Below are 15,363 nucleotides of genomic sequence, written 5' to 3'. Positions count from 1 at the left end.
GTTTCCCACCCACTACCCTGGTTATTAATGCAAAATACTCGTTTAACTAATTTATTCGATACCATTGCTGGGCGTTTGGGGCAATGGTTCTTAAATCCTTGGCGACGTTTGTCCTTAATATTGATTAGTTTCTTTTTTGGTTTTTTCCTGGGAACAGCAATTTCTACCATAGCCGGCCAAAGAGGTACATTAGATATTGTCATCGCCGGTATTCTTGTGGTCTTGACCGAGGTGACCAGCAGAATATTTTATAGTCGCAGGTTTTTGGCGAAACCCTCGCTGTGGGTAGAATCACTTAACGTTCTCAAGGTTGGTTTTATATATAGTATGTTTGTCGAGTCCTTCAAACTGGGTTCCTAATCATGGATGCTTGGGAAACTGAAATAAACCCCACAAAAGCAAGTTTACTCAACTGTGTGCTGCCAACTTTTGAGCAATTCTGCCACACCCACCTGAATCAACCACTAGAAACAATGTTACCCCTGTTGTGGGACTTATGGCTGCCATTGAGCATAAAGTTAGCATCCCATCGTCAAGCCTTGGGAAGACCTCTAATTCAGGGAATTTTAGGCGGACAGGGTACCGGTAAAACCACAATGTGTCAGGTGCTGTGTTTGCTTTTGGGGGCGTTGGGATATCGGAGTGTGAGTTTATCTTTGGATGATTTATATAAAACTTACAATGAGCGCCTGATTTTAACTGAGCAAGACCCGCGATTGATTTGGCGGGGCCCTCCAGGAACCCATGATCTAGATTTAGGTTTAAAAGTCCTAGATCAAATTCGTCAGGGCGTAAGTCCGGTGAGTATTCCCCGCTTTGATAAATCGGCATACAATGGCGCTGGCGATCGCACTACCCCAGAAATAGTGGAAAATATTGATATTGTTCTGTTTGAAGGTTGGTTTGTGGGGGTAAAGCCAATTCATCCAGATGTATTTAATCATGCACCGCCGCCCATTGTTACAGAGGAGGAGCGAGTATTTGCTCGTGACATGAATCAGCGACTGAGTGATTATTTACCTCTGTGGGCAAGATTAGATAGTTTAATTGTGTTATATCCGACTGATTACCGTTATTCCCTGACTTGGCGGCAACAAGCAGAACAACAAATGATCGCTACTGGCAGAGGGGGGATGTCAGATGCACAGGTTGAGGAATTTGTCAAATATTTTTGGCGATCGCTGCACCCGCAATTATTCATCACGCCGTTGGTGGAATCGTCTGCAGGAGTTGACTTAGTAATTGCCATTAATTCTGATCACAGGGTGGAGGGAGTCTATCCCCAGTTAAGGGACAGTGCAGTATCTCTAAAGCCGGATAAAAAAGCCGTATAGGCTGTGTATCTTAAGATCAGATATACGAGTTTTGTCTATGCGTTACTTTGTATTAGCTACAGACTATGATGGCACAATAGCGGCTGATGGTCGTGTACACAACGACACCCTCACAGCACTCACCCGTCTGCGCAGTTCCGGCCGCAAACTGATTTTAGTCACAGGTAGACAGTTAGATGATTTGCTGCAAGTTTTTGAGGCTGTGGATTTGTTTGACTATGTGGTGGCAGAAAATGGGGCTGTGTTATATTCTCCCACTTCCCGTCAATCAAAGTCATTAGCCTTACCGCCACCCATAGAGTTTATTCAAGCATTAAGCGATCGCCAAGTTAGCCCACTCTCAGTGGGTGAAGTTATTGTAGCTACTTGGCATCCCCATGAAACCACAGTCTTAAAAACCATCCGTGATTTAGGACTAGAATTACAAGTCATCTTTAACAAAGGTGCGGTGATGGTGCTACCTTCAGGAATTAACAAAGCAACTGGACTGATGGCGGCTTTGACTGAAATGAAGTTTTCACCCCACAATGTTGTGGGAGTAGGAGACGCAGAAAACGACCACGCCTTTCTTCACCTGTGTGAATGTTCTGTAGCCGTTGCTAATGCTTTACCGGTGCTGATGGAAAGTGTGGATTTCGTCACCAATGATCCCCGGGGAGATGGGGTGATTGAACTGATTGATTTGTTGCTGACTTCCGATTTATCCGCCATCGATGAGCAGTTGCAGCGACACACAATTTTGTTGGGGAGGAAAGAAAATGGCGTCGAGGTGAATATACATCCTTACGGTGCGAGTATTTTACTAGCTGGGACTTCTGGGGGCGGTAAATCTACCCTAGCTTCAGCATTACTGGAACGCATCACCGAACAAGGTTACCAATTTTGCATTATTGACCCGGAAGGCGACTATGAAAACTTTACCAATGGGGTGATTGTAGGTAATGCAGAAGGTTCACCCAGACTGGGAGAAGTGATGGATTTACTGGAAAAACCCCATGAAAACGTTGTCGTTAACTTATTGGGTATTGCTTTACAAGACCGCCCGGCATTTTTTGCCGAAATACTACCATTTTTATTAGAATTGCGATCGCGAACCGGTCGCCCTCATTGGATAGTCATTGATGAGGCACATCATTTGATACCTTCATCCTGGAATTTAGCCACACTAGCATTACCCCAACAACTCAAAGGGATCATGCTAATTACAGTTCATCCAGATCAAGTAGCACCTGCTGGCTTGTCCTTAGTAGATACTATCTTCACCATTGGTCAATCCCCAGAACAGAACATCCGCGTATTTTGCCAAACCATGGGTTATGCTGTACCAAAACTCACACCTCAAACTCTCAACCCCGGGGAGGTATTAGCTTGGTTTTTTGAGAAACAAATCCCCCCATTTCGGTTTCGCATCATTCCTGGGCGTATTGAGAAACTCCGCCATATACGTAAATATGCTGAAGGTGAACTAGGTAGAGATAGAAGTTTTTACTTTCGTGGACCCGATGAAAAGTTAAATCTCCGCGCTCAAAATCTCAGTTTATTTATCCAAATGGCTGAGGGTGTGGACGATGAAACTTGGTTGTATCACCTCCACAAGGGAGATTATTCCCAGTGGTTCCGGGAAGCCATTAAGGATGAGATTTTAGCAGAATCGGCGCAAACAGTGGAGCAATTAACTGACATATCAGCTAATCAAAGTCTTCATGCCATCAAAACAGCTATTGAACAGCGCTATACTCTTCCTAGTTGAGTAGTGTGATTTGACTAATCTTTTGATTGAATTTTTTGCAACAAATCATTAAAAGGTTGCCAATTATCTTCTTGAGCGATAGGTTCCCAAACTGATTCAATCACTGGCCTTAATAAAGCCGTTTGGGGATTATGATTAACTAGGGTTTGGGCAATTACATCCATGTATTCCCGGTCAAGAGAATTGAGAATTTGATGATATACTAAGCACCAATTCTCAAAAATACTAGATGCACCTGATGTCGGGATCACATCCGCACCATTCATAACCATCTCTGGCTCATCTCGCCATTTAGCGGTAAAAGTCCGGGTTATTTCCCAGAAAAATTGGTGATAACCAACTTGGCTATGTTGCAAGAATTCAATTGTTAAATTTAAGAGTTCATTTGCTGCTGGTAAATCTAACTGCTCAAAACCCAACTTTTTCAACATCAAAGAGCGGTATTCAGCTTGATAATACCTATGGAATTTTCCTAGGGCTGAATCCATTTCCCTTTTGTCAATTATTCCTTGTAATGGTTCCTGAAGCAGTTCTAAATTCAATTGACAAATACTGGGTTGATGACTATAACAATAGCGTCTATAGTAGTCGAAATAGGCGGCTGTAAAGTATGGGTCATAAGTAGGAATGAAAGCATAAGGGCCATAGTCAAAGCTTTCTCCTGTAATTGACATATTGTCAGTATTGAGGACTGCATGACAAAAGCCAGCCGCCATCCACTGAGCTACTAGTTGCGCCACCCGTTTGACTAGTTCGGCATAAAATAAAACATATTGATCGGGTTCGGGCTGTAAATGGGGGTAATAATACTGAATTACATGGTCTAAAAGCTTCTGAGTTAAATCTGGTCGTTGCAAATAACGCAAACGTTCAAAAGTACCAAATCGAATATGGGAACTGTTAACTCTGACCATGACAGATGAGCGTGTAGGTGAAGGTTCATCACCCCGCCACAGAGATAAACCAGTTTCAATCATGGTCAAACAGCGAGAGGTACGTACTCCTAATTGGTGTAATGCTTCTGCTGCTAAAACTTCTCGGACTCCGCCTTTAAGTGTCAGCATTCCATCACCACCACGAGAGTAGGGTGTTTTACCAGAACCTTTAGTACCAAAGTCGTATAACTGGCCATCAGTTCCGCGGACTTGTCCATAGAGAAAGCCTCTACCGTCACCTAGGTCAGGGTTATATGTACCAAACTGATAACCGTGGTAACGTAATGCTAATAATGGTTTGCGCTCCTGGAATTTACCAAAGGCGTTAATAAAATTTTCGTCTGTAACCTTTTGGGGGTCTAACCCTAACAGTGGGAGCACCGAATCATTGCGCCAGCGTAAAATATGTTGGGGAAAATCTGCTGCTATTACCTCGTCGTAGTAGTCATCACCCAAAGATTCTAATGCTGGTTCGTAGTTGAGGGTGAGAAAAGGATTGTGAGAATTTTCCTGATGGGGCGTTTCAGCTAGATTCATTGGGAGAAAGGCTAATTGATTCTACTTTTTATCCTAATCTGAACCTTGACGCCTTTGCGCCTAGGCGTGAAACTCAATTCACATTTTCACTCAGCAGCACTCGGAAAAAGTAGTATAAATTAAGTACATCTTTACTATTTATAACAGAATCCTCCCCAATGCATCCAACTAAAACAGTGACTGTACCTACTCGTGTGATCGGTTTAATTAGCGGTACTTCCGTCGATGGTATAGATGCTGCTTTGGTGGAGATTTCTGGTAGTGATTTAGATTTGCAGGTTGGTTTAATCGCCGGTCAAACATATCCCTACACAGCTGAGTTAAGAGAAAAAATCTTAGCCGTGGGGGCGGGTGTTGCCATTTCTATGGCAGAATTAGCAGCAATAGACGATGCGATCGCATCTGCTTTTGCTGCAGCTGCTAAAAATATTCAAATTGGTTACCAACCCGCTAGTTTAATTGGTTCCCACGGTCAAACTGTTTACCATCGACCAGCACACACAGATGCACCCAACATTGCTTTAGGTTACAGTATGCAATTAGGTCGAGGTGCTTTAATTGCCCATCTCACGGGAATTACCACTGTGAGTAACTTTCGCATCGCGGATATTAATGTTGGTGGTCATGGTGCGCCTCTTGTACCCAGAGTTGATGCTTTTTTACTCAGTGATTCAGATCAAGTCCGTTGTATTCAAAATATTGGTGGAATTGGTAATGTAACTTACATTCCTACCCGTGGTGATCATTGGCTTTCCCAAATTCGGGCTTGGGATACCGGTCCGGGAAATAGTTTATTGGATTTGGCGGTAGAATATTTAACTGATGGTGGTCAGTCCTATGATGAAAATGGCAATTGGGCGGCTAGTGGTGTTCCTTGCTACTCATTGGTAGAACAATGGCTACAGCAAGATTATTTTCATCTACCCCCGCCTAAGTCTACGGGGCGCGAGCTGTTTGGTGTGGCATATTTACAGCAGTGTTTAAAAGATGCAGCACCCTACCAACTCAATCCAGCTGATTTACTGGCGACACTCACAGAACTTACTGTTGGGTCTATTGCTCACAGTTATCGGAGTTTTTTACCCCAAATGCCCCAGCAGGTATTATTGTGTGGTGGAGGTAGTCGCAATCTGTATTTAAAACAAAGGTTACAGTTATTATTGCCATCAGTTTCGGTCTTGACTACGGATCAGGTGGGCTTGAATGCTGATTTTAAAGAAGCGATCGCTTTTGCTGTTTTAGCCTACTGGCGACAGCTGGGGCTTCCCGGTAACTTACCATCTGCTACTGGCGCCCCTGGCGAAATACTCTTGGGCGAAATTCATTTTCCCCCCAATGTAAAACTTTGTTAAGGAGAATCTATATTTAGTTGTCAGGTTGATTAATAAAAAGTATGATTGGAATGATTGACATTGAGAAAAACTGGTTTAACAATTAGGTCAAAAAATCAGTAACCGCCGGGTTGTTACGCCTAGGCATACAAACAGTAAATAAATTACCTTGACTTTTGTTTGTACCTATGCCAGTCAGGCAGTTGGTGCTAATGTTTGTATGGAATATTGGCGTTATCTATAGGTGATGGCTGCTTTTCCCATACGTAAAATATTACGCATTGGCACTCAGTAGGTAAGCAAAAGTTAAATTAATTTATTTTTTCAGGCTGAAGTTGATATTGGTAAAGGTATACTATTCCTGAGTAGAGTATGAGGTAGTTTGTTGAAGTTGACGCCCCATCATCCCCAGCTCTTTCCCTTCTTGGAACTGAGCAAGAGAAGGAGGTCGCCCACTGCGACACAAACATCAACTACTCTATGCCATAGTGGAACCGGAATCTAAGCCCCACTGGTGCTTGAGCAACTCTTGGTAAGTTGCTTCCCGCACCATCATCTGCTCATAAAGCTTGACCAGAAAATCTTTAGCTTGGTCTGGGCTCATGTACTGTACTTGGGTGGCAAAAGAGCGGATGCTGAATTGCTGTTCCAAAGATAGTTGGATGGGTTGGTTCATATTAAACTCCGAGAAAGACAACGGGTAAAATGAATCTCAATTACAGAAGCAGTAATGGTGTAATCTGTAATGATTACAGGTAGTCCATTGGTAACTCTGTATTAAGAAAGATAACAATTATTTGCAGAATTGCCCACATCCTGATGGGTAAGGTTTGTATTTTGATATCTGAGATTGAGGCTAGGAGATGTATAACTTAGGTTGACTAAAGCCAACCAGGGCAGATCATGGGTTTTGAGAACCATCCGCCGTGGGTCTCCTGTGATTATCTGCTGATAGAGGAGTAGGAAACCTTAAGTTATTAACTGTGAATTATATTCCCCATATATGATTATGTGCAACAAGTAAATTAACCTGGTTTAATCACAACCCCCAAAAGGTAGATTTGGAGGTTAAAAATACTTTTATCAATTTGTCAAGCGGAAAAATGCTCAGACTGAACAAATTTCTTGGAAAGTGGGAAAAAAACCGAAAAATAGTAATACAGATGTTATTTAGCGAAGGCAAATACTTCCTCTGGGGTAGTTAACAGGGAAGATAACAGCAATTGAGGATTTTCAGTCATTTGGGGTGAGGAAAATCCAAAATTGCCCCTATGAACTATTCTACAGACACCATAACAACTGTAATATTATCATGTCCACCCTGGTCTTTAGCGGCTATAATCAGCTGCTCAGAAGCTGTTTCTAATGGGGAGCAGTCCCGCAGGTGGGCCGCAATTTGCTGATTATTCAGTTCTTCGGTGAGTCCATCGCTACATATTAACAAGCGATCGCCCAATTTCACATCTAGAGGTTGGACATCAACTTGATGCAGGTCCTTTCTGCCCAAACAACGAGATAATACATGGCGATAGGGGTGACTGCGGGCTTCTTCTTCAGTAATGTCACCGAACTTAATAGCCCGAGCAACCCATGTATGGTCTTCCGTCACCTGTTGTAATTGGGACTCCCGAAACCGATATAACCTGGAATCACCAACGTGACCGCACCAAGGGGAATCTGAGGGGCGAAAAATCACCGCCACCACTGTAGTACCCATATCAGAGCGTTCAGGATGGCGTTGCTGATCCTCTAAGATAGCTTGATTTGCTTGGGCTATGGCATTTTCTAATAATTGGGGGGTAGGTTGATCGCTATCCCATTGGGAGAGTAAAAACGCTGTAATTTCCTCTGTGGCGATGTAACTGGCTTGCTCACCGCCAGCGTGTCCCCCCATACCATCAGCAACAATAAAAAATCGCCCATCAGGGTCGATATAGAAAGCATCTTGGTTACTAGAACGAACAAGTCCCGGATCACTAGAACCTGTGAAGTTAAGTTTCATCATTTTTGAGAGCAATTAATATGTCCGGTCATAACGGTCGAGGCGTGACAGCAGGCGAATCATTATAACTGAGACTGCGGCAGCAATCAAACCAGCTAGCACCGCCGGCCATACATAACGATTAACTAATAGAATTGTAGCCGAAAGGGTGAATCCACTGATGATTAAAGCGTACGTTGTGCATAATTGAATATTACTCTGTCTTCTTAGCAGACGTTCGGTTTCAATAGAACGCACACGCACACGCATATCTCCGCGTTCTAATTTTTCCAGTGTATCCTCTAATCTCCGGGGTAGCCCCAACGCAGTGCTACTAACTTGCACGGCTTGACGACTTAACTCATTGATAAAGCTGTTATTATCAGAACCATTCATATTTGTGATTAGTTGCATGGCGTATGGTTGGGCAACTTCCATAAAGTTAAACTCTGGATCTAAGCCTTTACCTACCCCCTCGAGGGTAGAAAAGGCCCGCATGACAAAGGTGAAGGTGGCGGGAAATCTAAATGGCTGATTATAGGCTATTTCATACAGGTCGTCACTGATGGCGGACACTGATTGATTTTCAAAGGGTTGATCCATGAAATTGTCCAACATATATTGAACAGATCGCCGTACTGGCCCCATATCATCAGTCGGTGCGATCGCTCCTAGATCTATCAGAGATTGAACCACGCGATCGCCATCTTTTTGAGCGATCCCAAACAGGGTTTCCATCAATCCTTCACGCACATTAGACTTAATTTGTCCCATCATGCCGAAGTCGTAGAAAATTAAATCGCCATTAGGACTCACCGCAATATTCCCGGGGTGAGGATCAGCATGGAAAAAGCCGTTATTAAGCAATTGTAATAAGTATGCCTGAGCACCTTGACGTGCTAGCACCTTGCGATCTAAACCCGCAGCTTCTAAAGCCTCATATTGGCTAATTTTAATACCGGGGGCATATTCTAAAGTCAAAACTCTAGGTGAAGCATAACGCCAATAGACCCTAGGGACTTTTACCCATTTATAGTCGCGGAAGTTGCGACGAAAAGTATCAGCATTGCGACCCTCATTGAGATAATCAATTTCTTCCCAAAGAATACGACAACACTCATCGTAAATCCCCAGCCAGTCTCGCCCTCGTCCCCATCTGGGATGGTTTTGGAAGTAGCGGGTAATACCCTTGAGAATTTGTAAATCGATTTCAAATAACTTCTTGAGTCCAGGGCGCTGTACTTTCACCACCACCTCTTCCCCAGTGTGCAGTCTAGCTTTGTGCACTTGACCTAAACTAGCAGCCGCCAGGGGAACCGGTTCAAAATTCACGAATAATTCCGGAATTTTCTTACCTAATTCTTGCTCAATGGTTTTTTCTACTTGCTCATAACTAAATGCGGGTACTTTGTCCTGTAACTTAGCCAACTCTTCTACATATTCACTGGGGAATATATCAGCACGGGTAGAAAATAACTGCCCGACTTTAATAAAAGTCGGCCCTAAGTCCAACAGGGTATTACGAATCCAGACCGCTTGGGCCTTGCGTCTTGCAGCTTGCTTGTCCTCAGTGACACCGCCGGGGTAACTCCAAGATTTATTATACCGCCAAAGTTTGAACATTAAGGTCAAGACAAAAGACCAAATGTCTACAAAGCGCCGTCTACTGGAGTAATTTTCCCGATTCCAACGGTATGCCTGATCTGAATAACCTGTTTCCATATTTTTTCTGTACCGTTGGTTGTTAACCAAATCACCTGAATGAAAAGACACACTGAATCCTGAAATATTGACAGGCCAGTGCCATGTAATTATGACTCATGAGGAAATTTATACAGAACTACTGCGATAACGTTGTAATTCATTACGCAAGAGGGCAATTTCCGCCCTGAGTTCATCAATGGTGGCTTGCACGTCCTCAGTATCAGCACTAGAAGACCCTCCAGGGACACCTTCCCCAGCAGCTTCAGCCGCCCGGTTTGCCCGTTCTAGGACTTCTTGTGTGAACTGACGCATTTGCTGTGTGAGTTCGGCTTCCAATTTGCCCAAATCGCTCAAGGCGTCGGTTATAGACACCTCTAGGCGCTCATTAATTACTTCTGCCACAGCTCTGCCTACAAAAAAGGCTTGTACAAGAGGATTATTCATAAATTTTTGTTACGTTGCTCCGCAAGAAAATTATAACTTGCCTCTCTGCTTTAGTGCTTCTGTTAAATAGCGAGAAATTTGAAAATCAAGACATTTATTGAGGATAATGCTGGGCTAAAAAATTTTCTGCATCAGCTGTGTCTTTAATCACTCCATCCACAGTAGCAGCCAGTAAATCATCTAACATTTGGCGATATTGGGGTCCGGGTTTGTAGCCTAATTTCTTTAAATCATTACCATTGAGTAGAGGCTGGACATTGGCTAAAGTTCGCAAATAATCCCATATCTGCCGTCTGAGGGTTTGGGGGGTTTGCAAAGCAATTAAAATCAACATGGGTAAATCATACTGTCGGAGCAATTGCACTATTTGACTGCGACGCTCACAAGTTGGTAATAGTTCTATCACCTGAGTTTGGGCTTTAGCTAAGTTTTGCAGGCGTTGAATACCATCTTCTGGTAAGTGTAGATTTGTGGCTACCTTGAGGCGATATTGTGGTTCTAAATGGGCAATTAAGCCTTCTAGGCGCATTCCCCAAGGGATAAGGTGATCTTGGGGGCCAAATCGTTTTAAACAGGCTTCTAATAATCGCAATTGTTGTAAAAGTGCTTTATCTAATTTCAGGGTAGGATGGATACACTGTAACGCCCCTAATTCATGGAGCCTTTGTAAAGCTGATTTCCAATAGGACGCTTGCAGGATGTATTTTAATTCGGCTTTGAGTCGAGTTTGTAAGGCTGGGGTTTTGATGTTGGTTTGGGCTGTGCGATCATAAACCCCACTATTAATCGCATACTGGATAAACTCTTGTGTTTGGGATTCTATCTCAAATCCAAAGCGGACCGCAAAGCGGACACCGCGATAAATCCGGGTAGGGTCTTCAATAAAGCTGTTGGGGTGTAATACCCGAATTTGCTTGGCTTGTAAGTCTAGTAAACCACCAAAGAAATCTATCAATTCCCCAGGACGTGGGGAGGTCAGGCGCACAGCCAGGGAGTTAATGGTAAAGTCACGGCGATACAAGTCTTGACGAATGGAACTAGCTTCTACTTCCGGATTTGAGGCTGGATAAGGGTAAAATTCTGTTCTAGCTGTGGCGATATCTATCCACAATGAGTCTAGTTCTGGGTCTTTGTGCCACAATAAGGCCGCAGTCTGAAAAGCGCCATGAATTTCTAGCCGCGCCCCTGGGTAAATTTTCTGTAGTTCTTTGGCTAGTTCTACACCAGCGCCAACATCTGCTGCTTGGTGAAAGCCATCAACTACAAGGTCTATATCTGTAATCATTAATGTCCCGGCGGCTGATTCTGCTAACAGTAAGTCTCGCACCGCACCACCTACTAAGTAAAGATGCCAACCCCGTTTTTCTGCTGCTTGAGATGCTACGGTGAGTAATCGCCACAGTTGCGGGGCGAGGCGATTTTGTAATTCTGTATTCAAGTTAGTTTTGAATTTAGAATGGGTAATGGGGAATTTGTTTTCTGCTTCGGCTTGATGTAATTCCCGCAATAGGTTGGTACGGGTGACAATTCCCACTAAATTGCCGTTTTCTAATACTGGTAACCGTCCAATATCATAAGTTACCATTAGGTCTTGAATTTGTGGCAGGATGGTATCTGGTGTAATAGTTTTAACTTTAGTTGTCATGTAGCCTTTGACTGGCGCATGACTAAATCCGTGGTGGAGGGCAATATCTATATCTCGTCTTGAGATAATTCCTACTAGTTTTCCTTGGCTATCAACTACAGATAAACCAGAATGTCCATAACGTAATAAAATTCTTTGGGCTTCGGAAATTGTGGTCTCCGGGCGAATGGTGCGGACTGGGGAAGACATCAAGTCTCTGGCGGTGGGAGGATGGGGAATTGAGGTTTTGATGCCTTCTAGGAGTTGTTGTAATATTTCTTGTGTATTTACTTGGCGCAGACTCAGGGATGCAGCTTGAGAATGTCCACCACCGCCGAATATTTGAAATAACAGATTGAGATTGACTCCGGGAATTTGGGATCTGCCAATGATTGTTAAACGTAGGTCGCCTTGTTTGGGGCTATATTCGTTTGCCAATAGTAAGGCATCGATTTCCGTTAATTCTATCAACTGTGAAGCTAAACTGGATAGTCCTGGGACAAAATCCTGTGTTTTTAATATGACTGAGCCAATGGTATATCCCAGTAAATCAAAAGATTCTAAGTTTTCCAGGGCTGTAGTTAATAGCTGTTGTAATTGAGGGGATAAACCCGGGTCAAGATAAGTGGAAATGACTGATGCACTCGCTCCTTGTTGCATTAACCAAGCTAAAGCTAGAGCATCTCTGGGGGTAGCACTGTCAAATGTTAATGACCCTGTATCTACATGAATACCTAAGGCCATGACTGTGGCTTGGGCCGGTGTGAGGGCAATTTTCTGTTTTTGCAACTCTTCCACCATTAAGGTGGTACAGGCTCCCACTGCTTCAATGTGGGATTCTGTGGCAGGAATAGTTAGTTGTTGACTCAGATGATGGTCATAAACTATGATGTCTTTTATGTTGGGTAACTCTAACCATTCGCCAGCTTTACCCAGACGGTCGCGCTGTTGGGTATCAACAACTCTGATAGAACTAATTTTTTCGGGAATGACTGAACGTCTCTCAATCAGAGGATACTCGTCCCGGTGCAATGCTAAAAAATCTCTCACGGGGGGATGTGCGCCACCACTAAGGACAATTTTACTACCTGGCAATAAACAGGCCAGACCCACGGCGGCGGCTAAAGCGTCGAAATCAGCGGTGGTGTGACAAAGAATTAAGTCCATATTCATGAGCCATTAGTGCAACTTTTAAGCTAATCAAAGCGATTAAACTAGATTAACTACGGCATCCGTCAATTCTGACTCCTCAGAAAGCACAATAGAATCATGCGTCACGGTAAAGGCAGTTGCTTGCAAAGCACGCAATAAAATATTGCGTGCGCCATTCACATCACGATAGACCTGAATTCCGCAATGTGGGCATTTAAAAATTTTGTGTCCACCTAGCTTATGGTGAAGATAACTGATACATTGGTTGAAGTAATAACGATAAGCAGCAAGCCAACGCTTCCAGACTCGATGTAATTCCTTACTAGGAAATAGCCTGATTTTCAATACACTGTTCGGTGACTGCTTTGTCGATTCCTTGTGACGCGACTTCTTTTTGTAAGTCTTCTTTAATGCTTGACTTGTATTTTTTAAGCCCGTATAACCTGCTAGAGAAACAGTGGATGATCGACAGCATATCTTGTAGGAGTTCCTGTTCTGGACTGAGCTTGCGGTCATTGAGAACCACGAGTTCGCACTCAAATTTTGTGCATAACCACCTAACCAATTCAAATCCGAATCGGACAAGTCGGTCAGGATGGGCAACGACAATACGTTGGATATCGCCGTCGATGATTCGTTCCAGAATTGCGAGGAATTTTTTCCGTTTAAAATTGAGTCCGCTTCCAACTTCTGAAATAATTTCAGCCTCTGGGTATCTTGTGCGTAAGTGTTCAAGTTGTCGTTGCAAATCATCTTGCTGGGAATGAGTCGATACTCGTCCATAGCAAATAGTTTTAATTGTCCTGGGTATTCCGCCAATTTTTTCGACTTCTTCGAGGATGAACCGCCTTTGACCGCCTGGTGTACGGATTGCTTTAAGCTTGCCTTCGTTTTCCCATCTCCTGAGACTGGAGACATGGACACCAAGGATTTTAGCTGCTTCCTTGGGAGTGACATGCTGCATCAAAACTTCATTAAATCAACTACTTTTAGTCTAGCGGGATTTAGTATGATTTACTTGTTTTAAGCAAATAATTTACAATTAGTTACACGTCATCAGTCATTGATCCTGTGTGGGAAATCATCGTTGGTGGTGAGGGGATTGATCACGACCAACTAGAATTTAGTTCCTAATGACCATGGTGACGCAATTTCTGCTAGTTTAACATATAAGTAAAAACTGTTGGGTCACCCTTTAGGATATTGTATCTTTAGTATTCTGCTGTTTTGGGAGAAGCAAAAATGACTATAATATTTCAATTCGCTCTGATATCTTTAGTTCTCACATCTTTTGTGTTAGTAGTAGGGGTTCCTGTTGCCTATGCTACTCCACAAAATTGGGTGGAATCGAAAAAACTGCTCTGGGTTGGTTCCGGAGTCTGGTTCGCTTTGGTGATTTTAGTCGGTATATTAAACTTTTTTGTAGTTTAAGCGATCGCTGAGGTCTATTTGGCAAAAATAGCATAGCCCAGGAGCAGAAGAGCCAAGAACAAGATTTTCCTGTTTTCTTGTTCTATGTTATATAACTGTGCTCTCCTGCTCTTCAGCGTTTAAAGAAGAAATGTATATTAGCCAGAGTATAGTAGATTAAGAGGCAGTCATGGCAGTTTTTGAGGGAACTTTTGCTCCACCAGCCGAACCGTTACATTTAGCAGTGGTTGTGGCTCGATTCAATGACCTGGTTACCGGGAAGCTGTTAGAGGGTTGTCAAGATTGCTTAAAACGCCACGGTGTAGACCCAGACCCCTATGGTAGTCAGGTAGACTATGTTTGGGTTCCGGGAAGTTTTGAAGTACCTCTAGTAGCCCGCCAACTCGCACTTTCCCATCGTTATGATGCGGTAATTTGTCTGGGTGCTGTCATTAGGGGACAAACGCCTCATTTTGATTATGTATCGGCGGAAGTTTCTAAGGGTATCGCCGCTGCTAGCTTCCAAACTGGTGTACCGGTAATTTTTGGGATTTTGACGGTGGATACCATGCAGCAAGCTTTAGAACGGGCCGGTATTAAGGGCAATCATGGTTGGGATTATGCCATGAATGCTCTAGAAATGGCTAGCCTAATGCGACAATTGCGGTCTAATCTCATAGATTTATCCCCCCAGAATGGCCAGGCTTTGCCAGCATCTTTTTCTGGTCAGAATTTAGGCAATTTAGCCCCAGAGTCGGAAGAAGTAGGCTGAGGCTCTGAGTGGCTCCGCTCCTCTGGTGGTCAAGGAGCGGAAGACGTGTAACTATGCAAAAATTCATCGGATTTCAAAATTGGGGGTTGACAAATAAAAATATATTTGAGATGATAAGTTTTAGGTTGAAATTGCGGGTATAGCTCAGTGGTAGAGCGTCACCTTGCCAAGGTGAATGTCGCGCGTTCGAATCGCGTTACCCGCTTGAAAAGGGTAGAGAATGTAAATTAAGATATATACTAAGAGTATCTAGATTAACTTACAGACTTTAGGGTGTAGTACACGGGATTCATTGTCCCTATGGGAATGACAGCATGATTGAGCATCTGCTGGGCATTGATATGGGTAAACCAAACGCCAAACTATTCAGGGAAGGTATGATATTAGCA

The 15,363-nt window shown here is 43.4% G+C and carries 14 protein-coding genes and 1 tRNA gene; 7 read left to right on the top strand and 8 right to left on the bottom strand.

Features of this window, described 5'->3' with window-relative positions; translation table 11 throughout:
* Positions 1 to 27: 27 nt before the first annotated feature.
* From IM676_RS07110 to IM676_RS07100, 3 genes are read left to right on the top strand one after another with little or no spacing between them, the layout of a single operon-like run.
* Complete coding sequence (locus IM676_RS07110; protein WP_200989554.1) at positions 28 to 360, top strand: DUF565 domain-containing protein; 333 nt, start codon at positions 28 to 30, stop codon at positions 358 to 360.
* Between the two features lie 2 nt (positions 361 to 362).
* The gene (locus tag IM676_RS07105) at positions 363 to 1,334 is read left to right on the top strand and encodes a glycerate kinase (RefSeq protein WP_225880471.1); all 972 of its coding nucleotides are present in this window, start codon (positions 363 to 365) and stop codon (positions 1,332 to 1,334) included.
* A 37-nt stretch (positions 1,335 to 1,371) separates the two neighbouring features.
* Entirely contained in the window at positions 1,372 to 3,084 is a 1,713-nt protein-coding gene (locus tag IM676_RS07100) for an HAD hydrolase family protein (RefSeq protein ID WP_200989553.1), read from the top strand.
* A 14-nt stretch (positions 3,085 to 3,098) separates the two neighbouring features.
* On the opposite strand, the gene IM676_RS07095 is transcribed toward IM676_RS07100, so the two are convergent.
* On the bottom strand, positions 3,099 to 4,556 hold the full coding sequence (locus IM676_RS07095) for a protein adenylyltransferase SelO (protein ID WP_200989552.1): 1,458 nt from the start codon (positions 4,554 to 4,556) through the stop codon (positions 3,099 to 3,101).
* Positions 4,557 to 4,714: 158 nt separating this feature from the next.
* Between IM676_RS07095 and IM676_RS07090 the strand changes: the two genes are divergently transcribed.
* Positions 4,715 to 5,908 carry an anhydro-N-acetylmuramic acid kinase gene (locus IM676_RS07090; RefSeq protein ID WP_200989551.1) on the top strand — a complete coding sequence of 398 codons (1,194 nt, stop codon included), beginning with the start codon at positions 4,715 to 4,717 and terminating at the stop codon, positions 5,906 to 5,908.
* A gap of 457 nt (positions 5,909 to 6,365) precedes the next feature.
* Here IM676_RS07090 and IM676_RS07085 read toward each other — a convergent pair whose 3' ends face one another.
* The 7 genes from IM676_RS07085 to IM676_RS07055 form a co-directional block, all read right to left on the bottom strand.
* Positions 6,366 to 6,563: an NblA/ycf18 family protein gene (locus IM676_RS07085; protein ID WP_200989550.1), complete on the bottom strand. Its 198-nt coding sequence runs from the start codon at positions 6,561 to 6,563 to the stop codon at positions 6,366 to 6,368.
* Positions 6,564 to 7,163: 600 nt separating this feature from the next.
* On the bottom strand, positions 7,164 to 7,889 hold the full coding sequence (locus IM676_RS07080) for a Stp1/IreP family PP2C-type Ser/Thr phosphatase (RefSeq protein WP_200990113.1): 726 nt from the start codon (positions 7,887 to 7,889) through the stop codon (positions 7,164 to 7,166).
* A 15-nt stretch (positions 7,890 to 7,904) separates the two neighbouring features.
* A complete protein-coding gene (locus IM676_RS07075) occupies positions 7,905 to 9,590 on the bottom strand; it encodes an ABC1 kinase family protein (protein ID WP_200990112.1) in 1,686 nt (561 codons plus the stop codon).
* A gap of 108 nt (positions 9,591 to 9,698) precedes the next feature.
* Positions 9,699 to 10,016: a DUF6825 family protein gene (locus tag IM676_RS07070; protein ID WP_200989549.1), complete on the bottom strand. Its 318-nt coding sequence runs from the start codon at positions 10,014 to 10,016 to the stop codon at positions 9,699 to 9,701.
* Between the two features lie 94 nt (positions 10,017 to 10,110).
* Complete coding sequence (locus tag IM676_RS07065; RefSeq protein WP_200989548.1) at positions 10,111 to 12,807, bottom strand: CBS domain-containing protein; 2,697 nt, start codon at positions 12,805 to 12,807, stop codon at positions 10,111 to 10,113.
* Positions 12,808 to 12,849: 42 nt separating this feature from the next.
* Positions 12,850 to 13,137, bottom strand: a complete 288-nt coding sequence (locus IM676_RS07060) for a zinc ribbon domain-containing protein (RefSeq protein ID WP_225880470.1) — start codon at positions 13,135 to 13,137, stop codon at positions 12,850 to 12,852.
* Entirely contained in the window at positions 13,115 to 13,759 is a 645-nt protein-coding gene (locus IM676_RS07055) for an IS607 family transposase (RefSeq protein WP_404799798.1), read from the bottom strand. The genes IM676_RS07060 and IM676_RS07055 overlap by 23 nt, the downstream gene beginning before the upstream one ends.
* A gap of 275 nt (positions 13,760 to 14,034) precedes the next feature.
* Here IM676_RS07055 and psbZ point away from each other — a divergent pair, with 275 nt between their 5' ends.
* From psbZ to IM676_RS07040, 3 genes are all read left to right on the top strand, one after another.
* Positions 14,035 to 14,223: a photosystem II reaction center protein PsbZ gene (psbZ, locus tag IM676_RS07050; RefSeq protein WP_200989547.1), complete on the top strand. Its 189-nt coding sequence runs from the start codon at positions 14,035 to 14,037 to the stop codon at positions 14,221 to 14,223.
* A 169-nt stretch (positions 14,224 to 14,392) separates the two neighbouring features.
* The gene (gene ribH, locus IM676_RS07045; RefSeq protein ID WP_200989546.1) at positions 14,393 to 14,974 is read left to right on the top strand and encodes a 6,7-dimethyl-8-ribityllumazine synthase; all 582 of its coding nucleotides are present in this window, start codon (positions 14,393 to 14,395) and stop codon (positions 14,972 to 14,974) included.
* A 133-nt stretch (positions 14,975 to 15,107) separates the two neighbouring features.
* Positions 15,108 to 15,179 (top strand) — tRNA-Gly (locus tag IM676_RS07040).
* The last annotated feature ends 184 nt before the right edge of the window (positions 15,180 to 15,363 follow it).

Origin of the sequence: Anabaenopsis elenkinii CCIBt3563 (assembly GCF_015245355.1) — a bacterium.
In the GTDB taxonomy this organism is placed as follows: Bacteria; Cyanobacteriota; Cyanobacteriia; order Cyanobacteriales; family Nostocaceae; genus Anabaenopsis; species Anabaenopsis elenkinii.
Note: the sequence above shows the minus strand (reverse complement) of the source record. Positions and strands in the feature narration are given on the sequence as shown.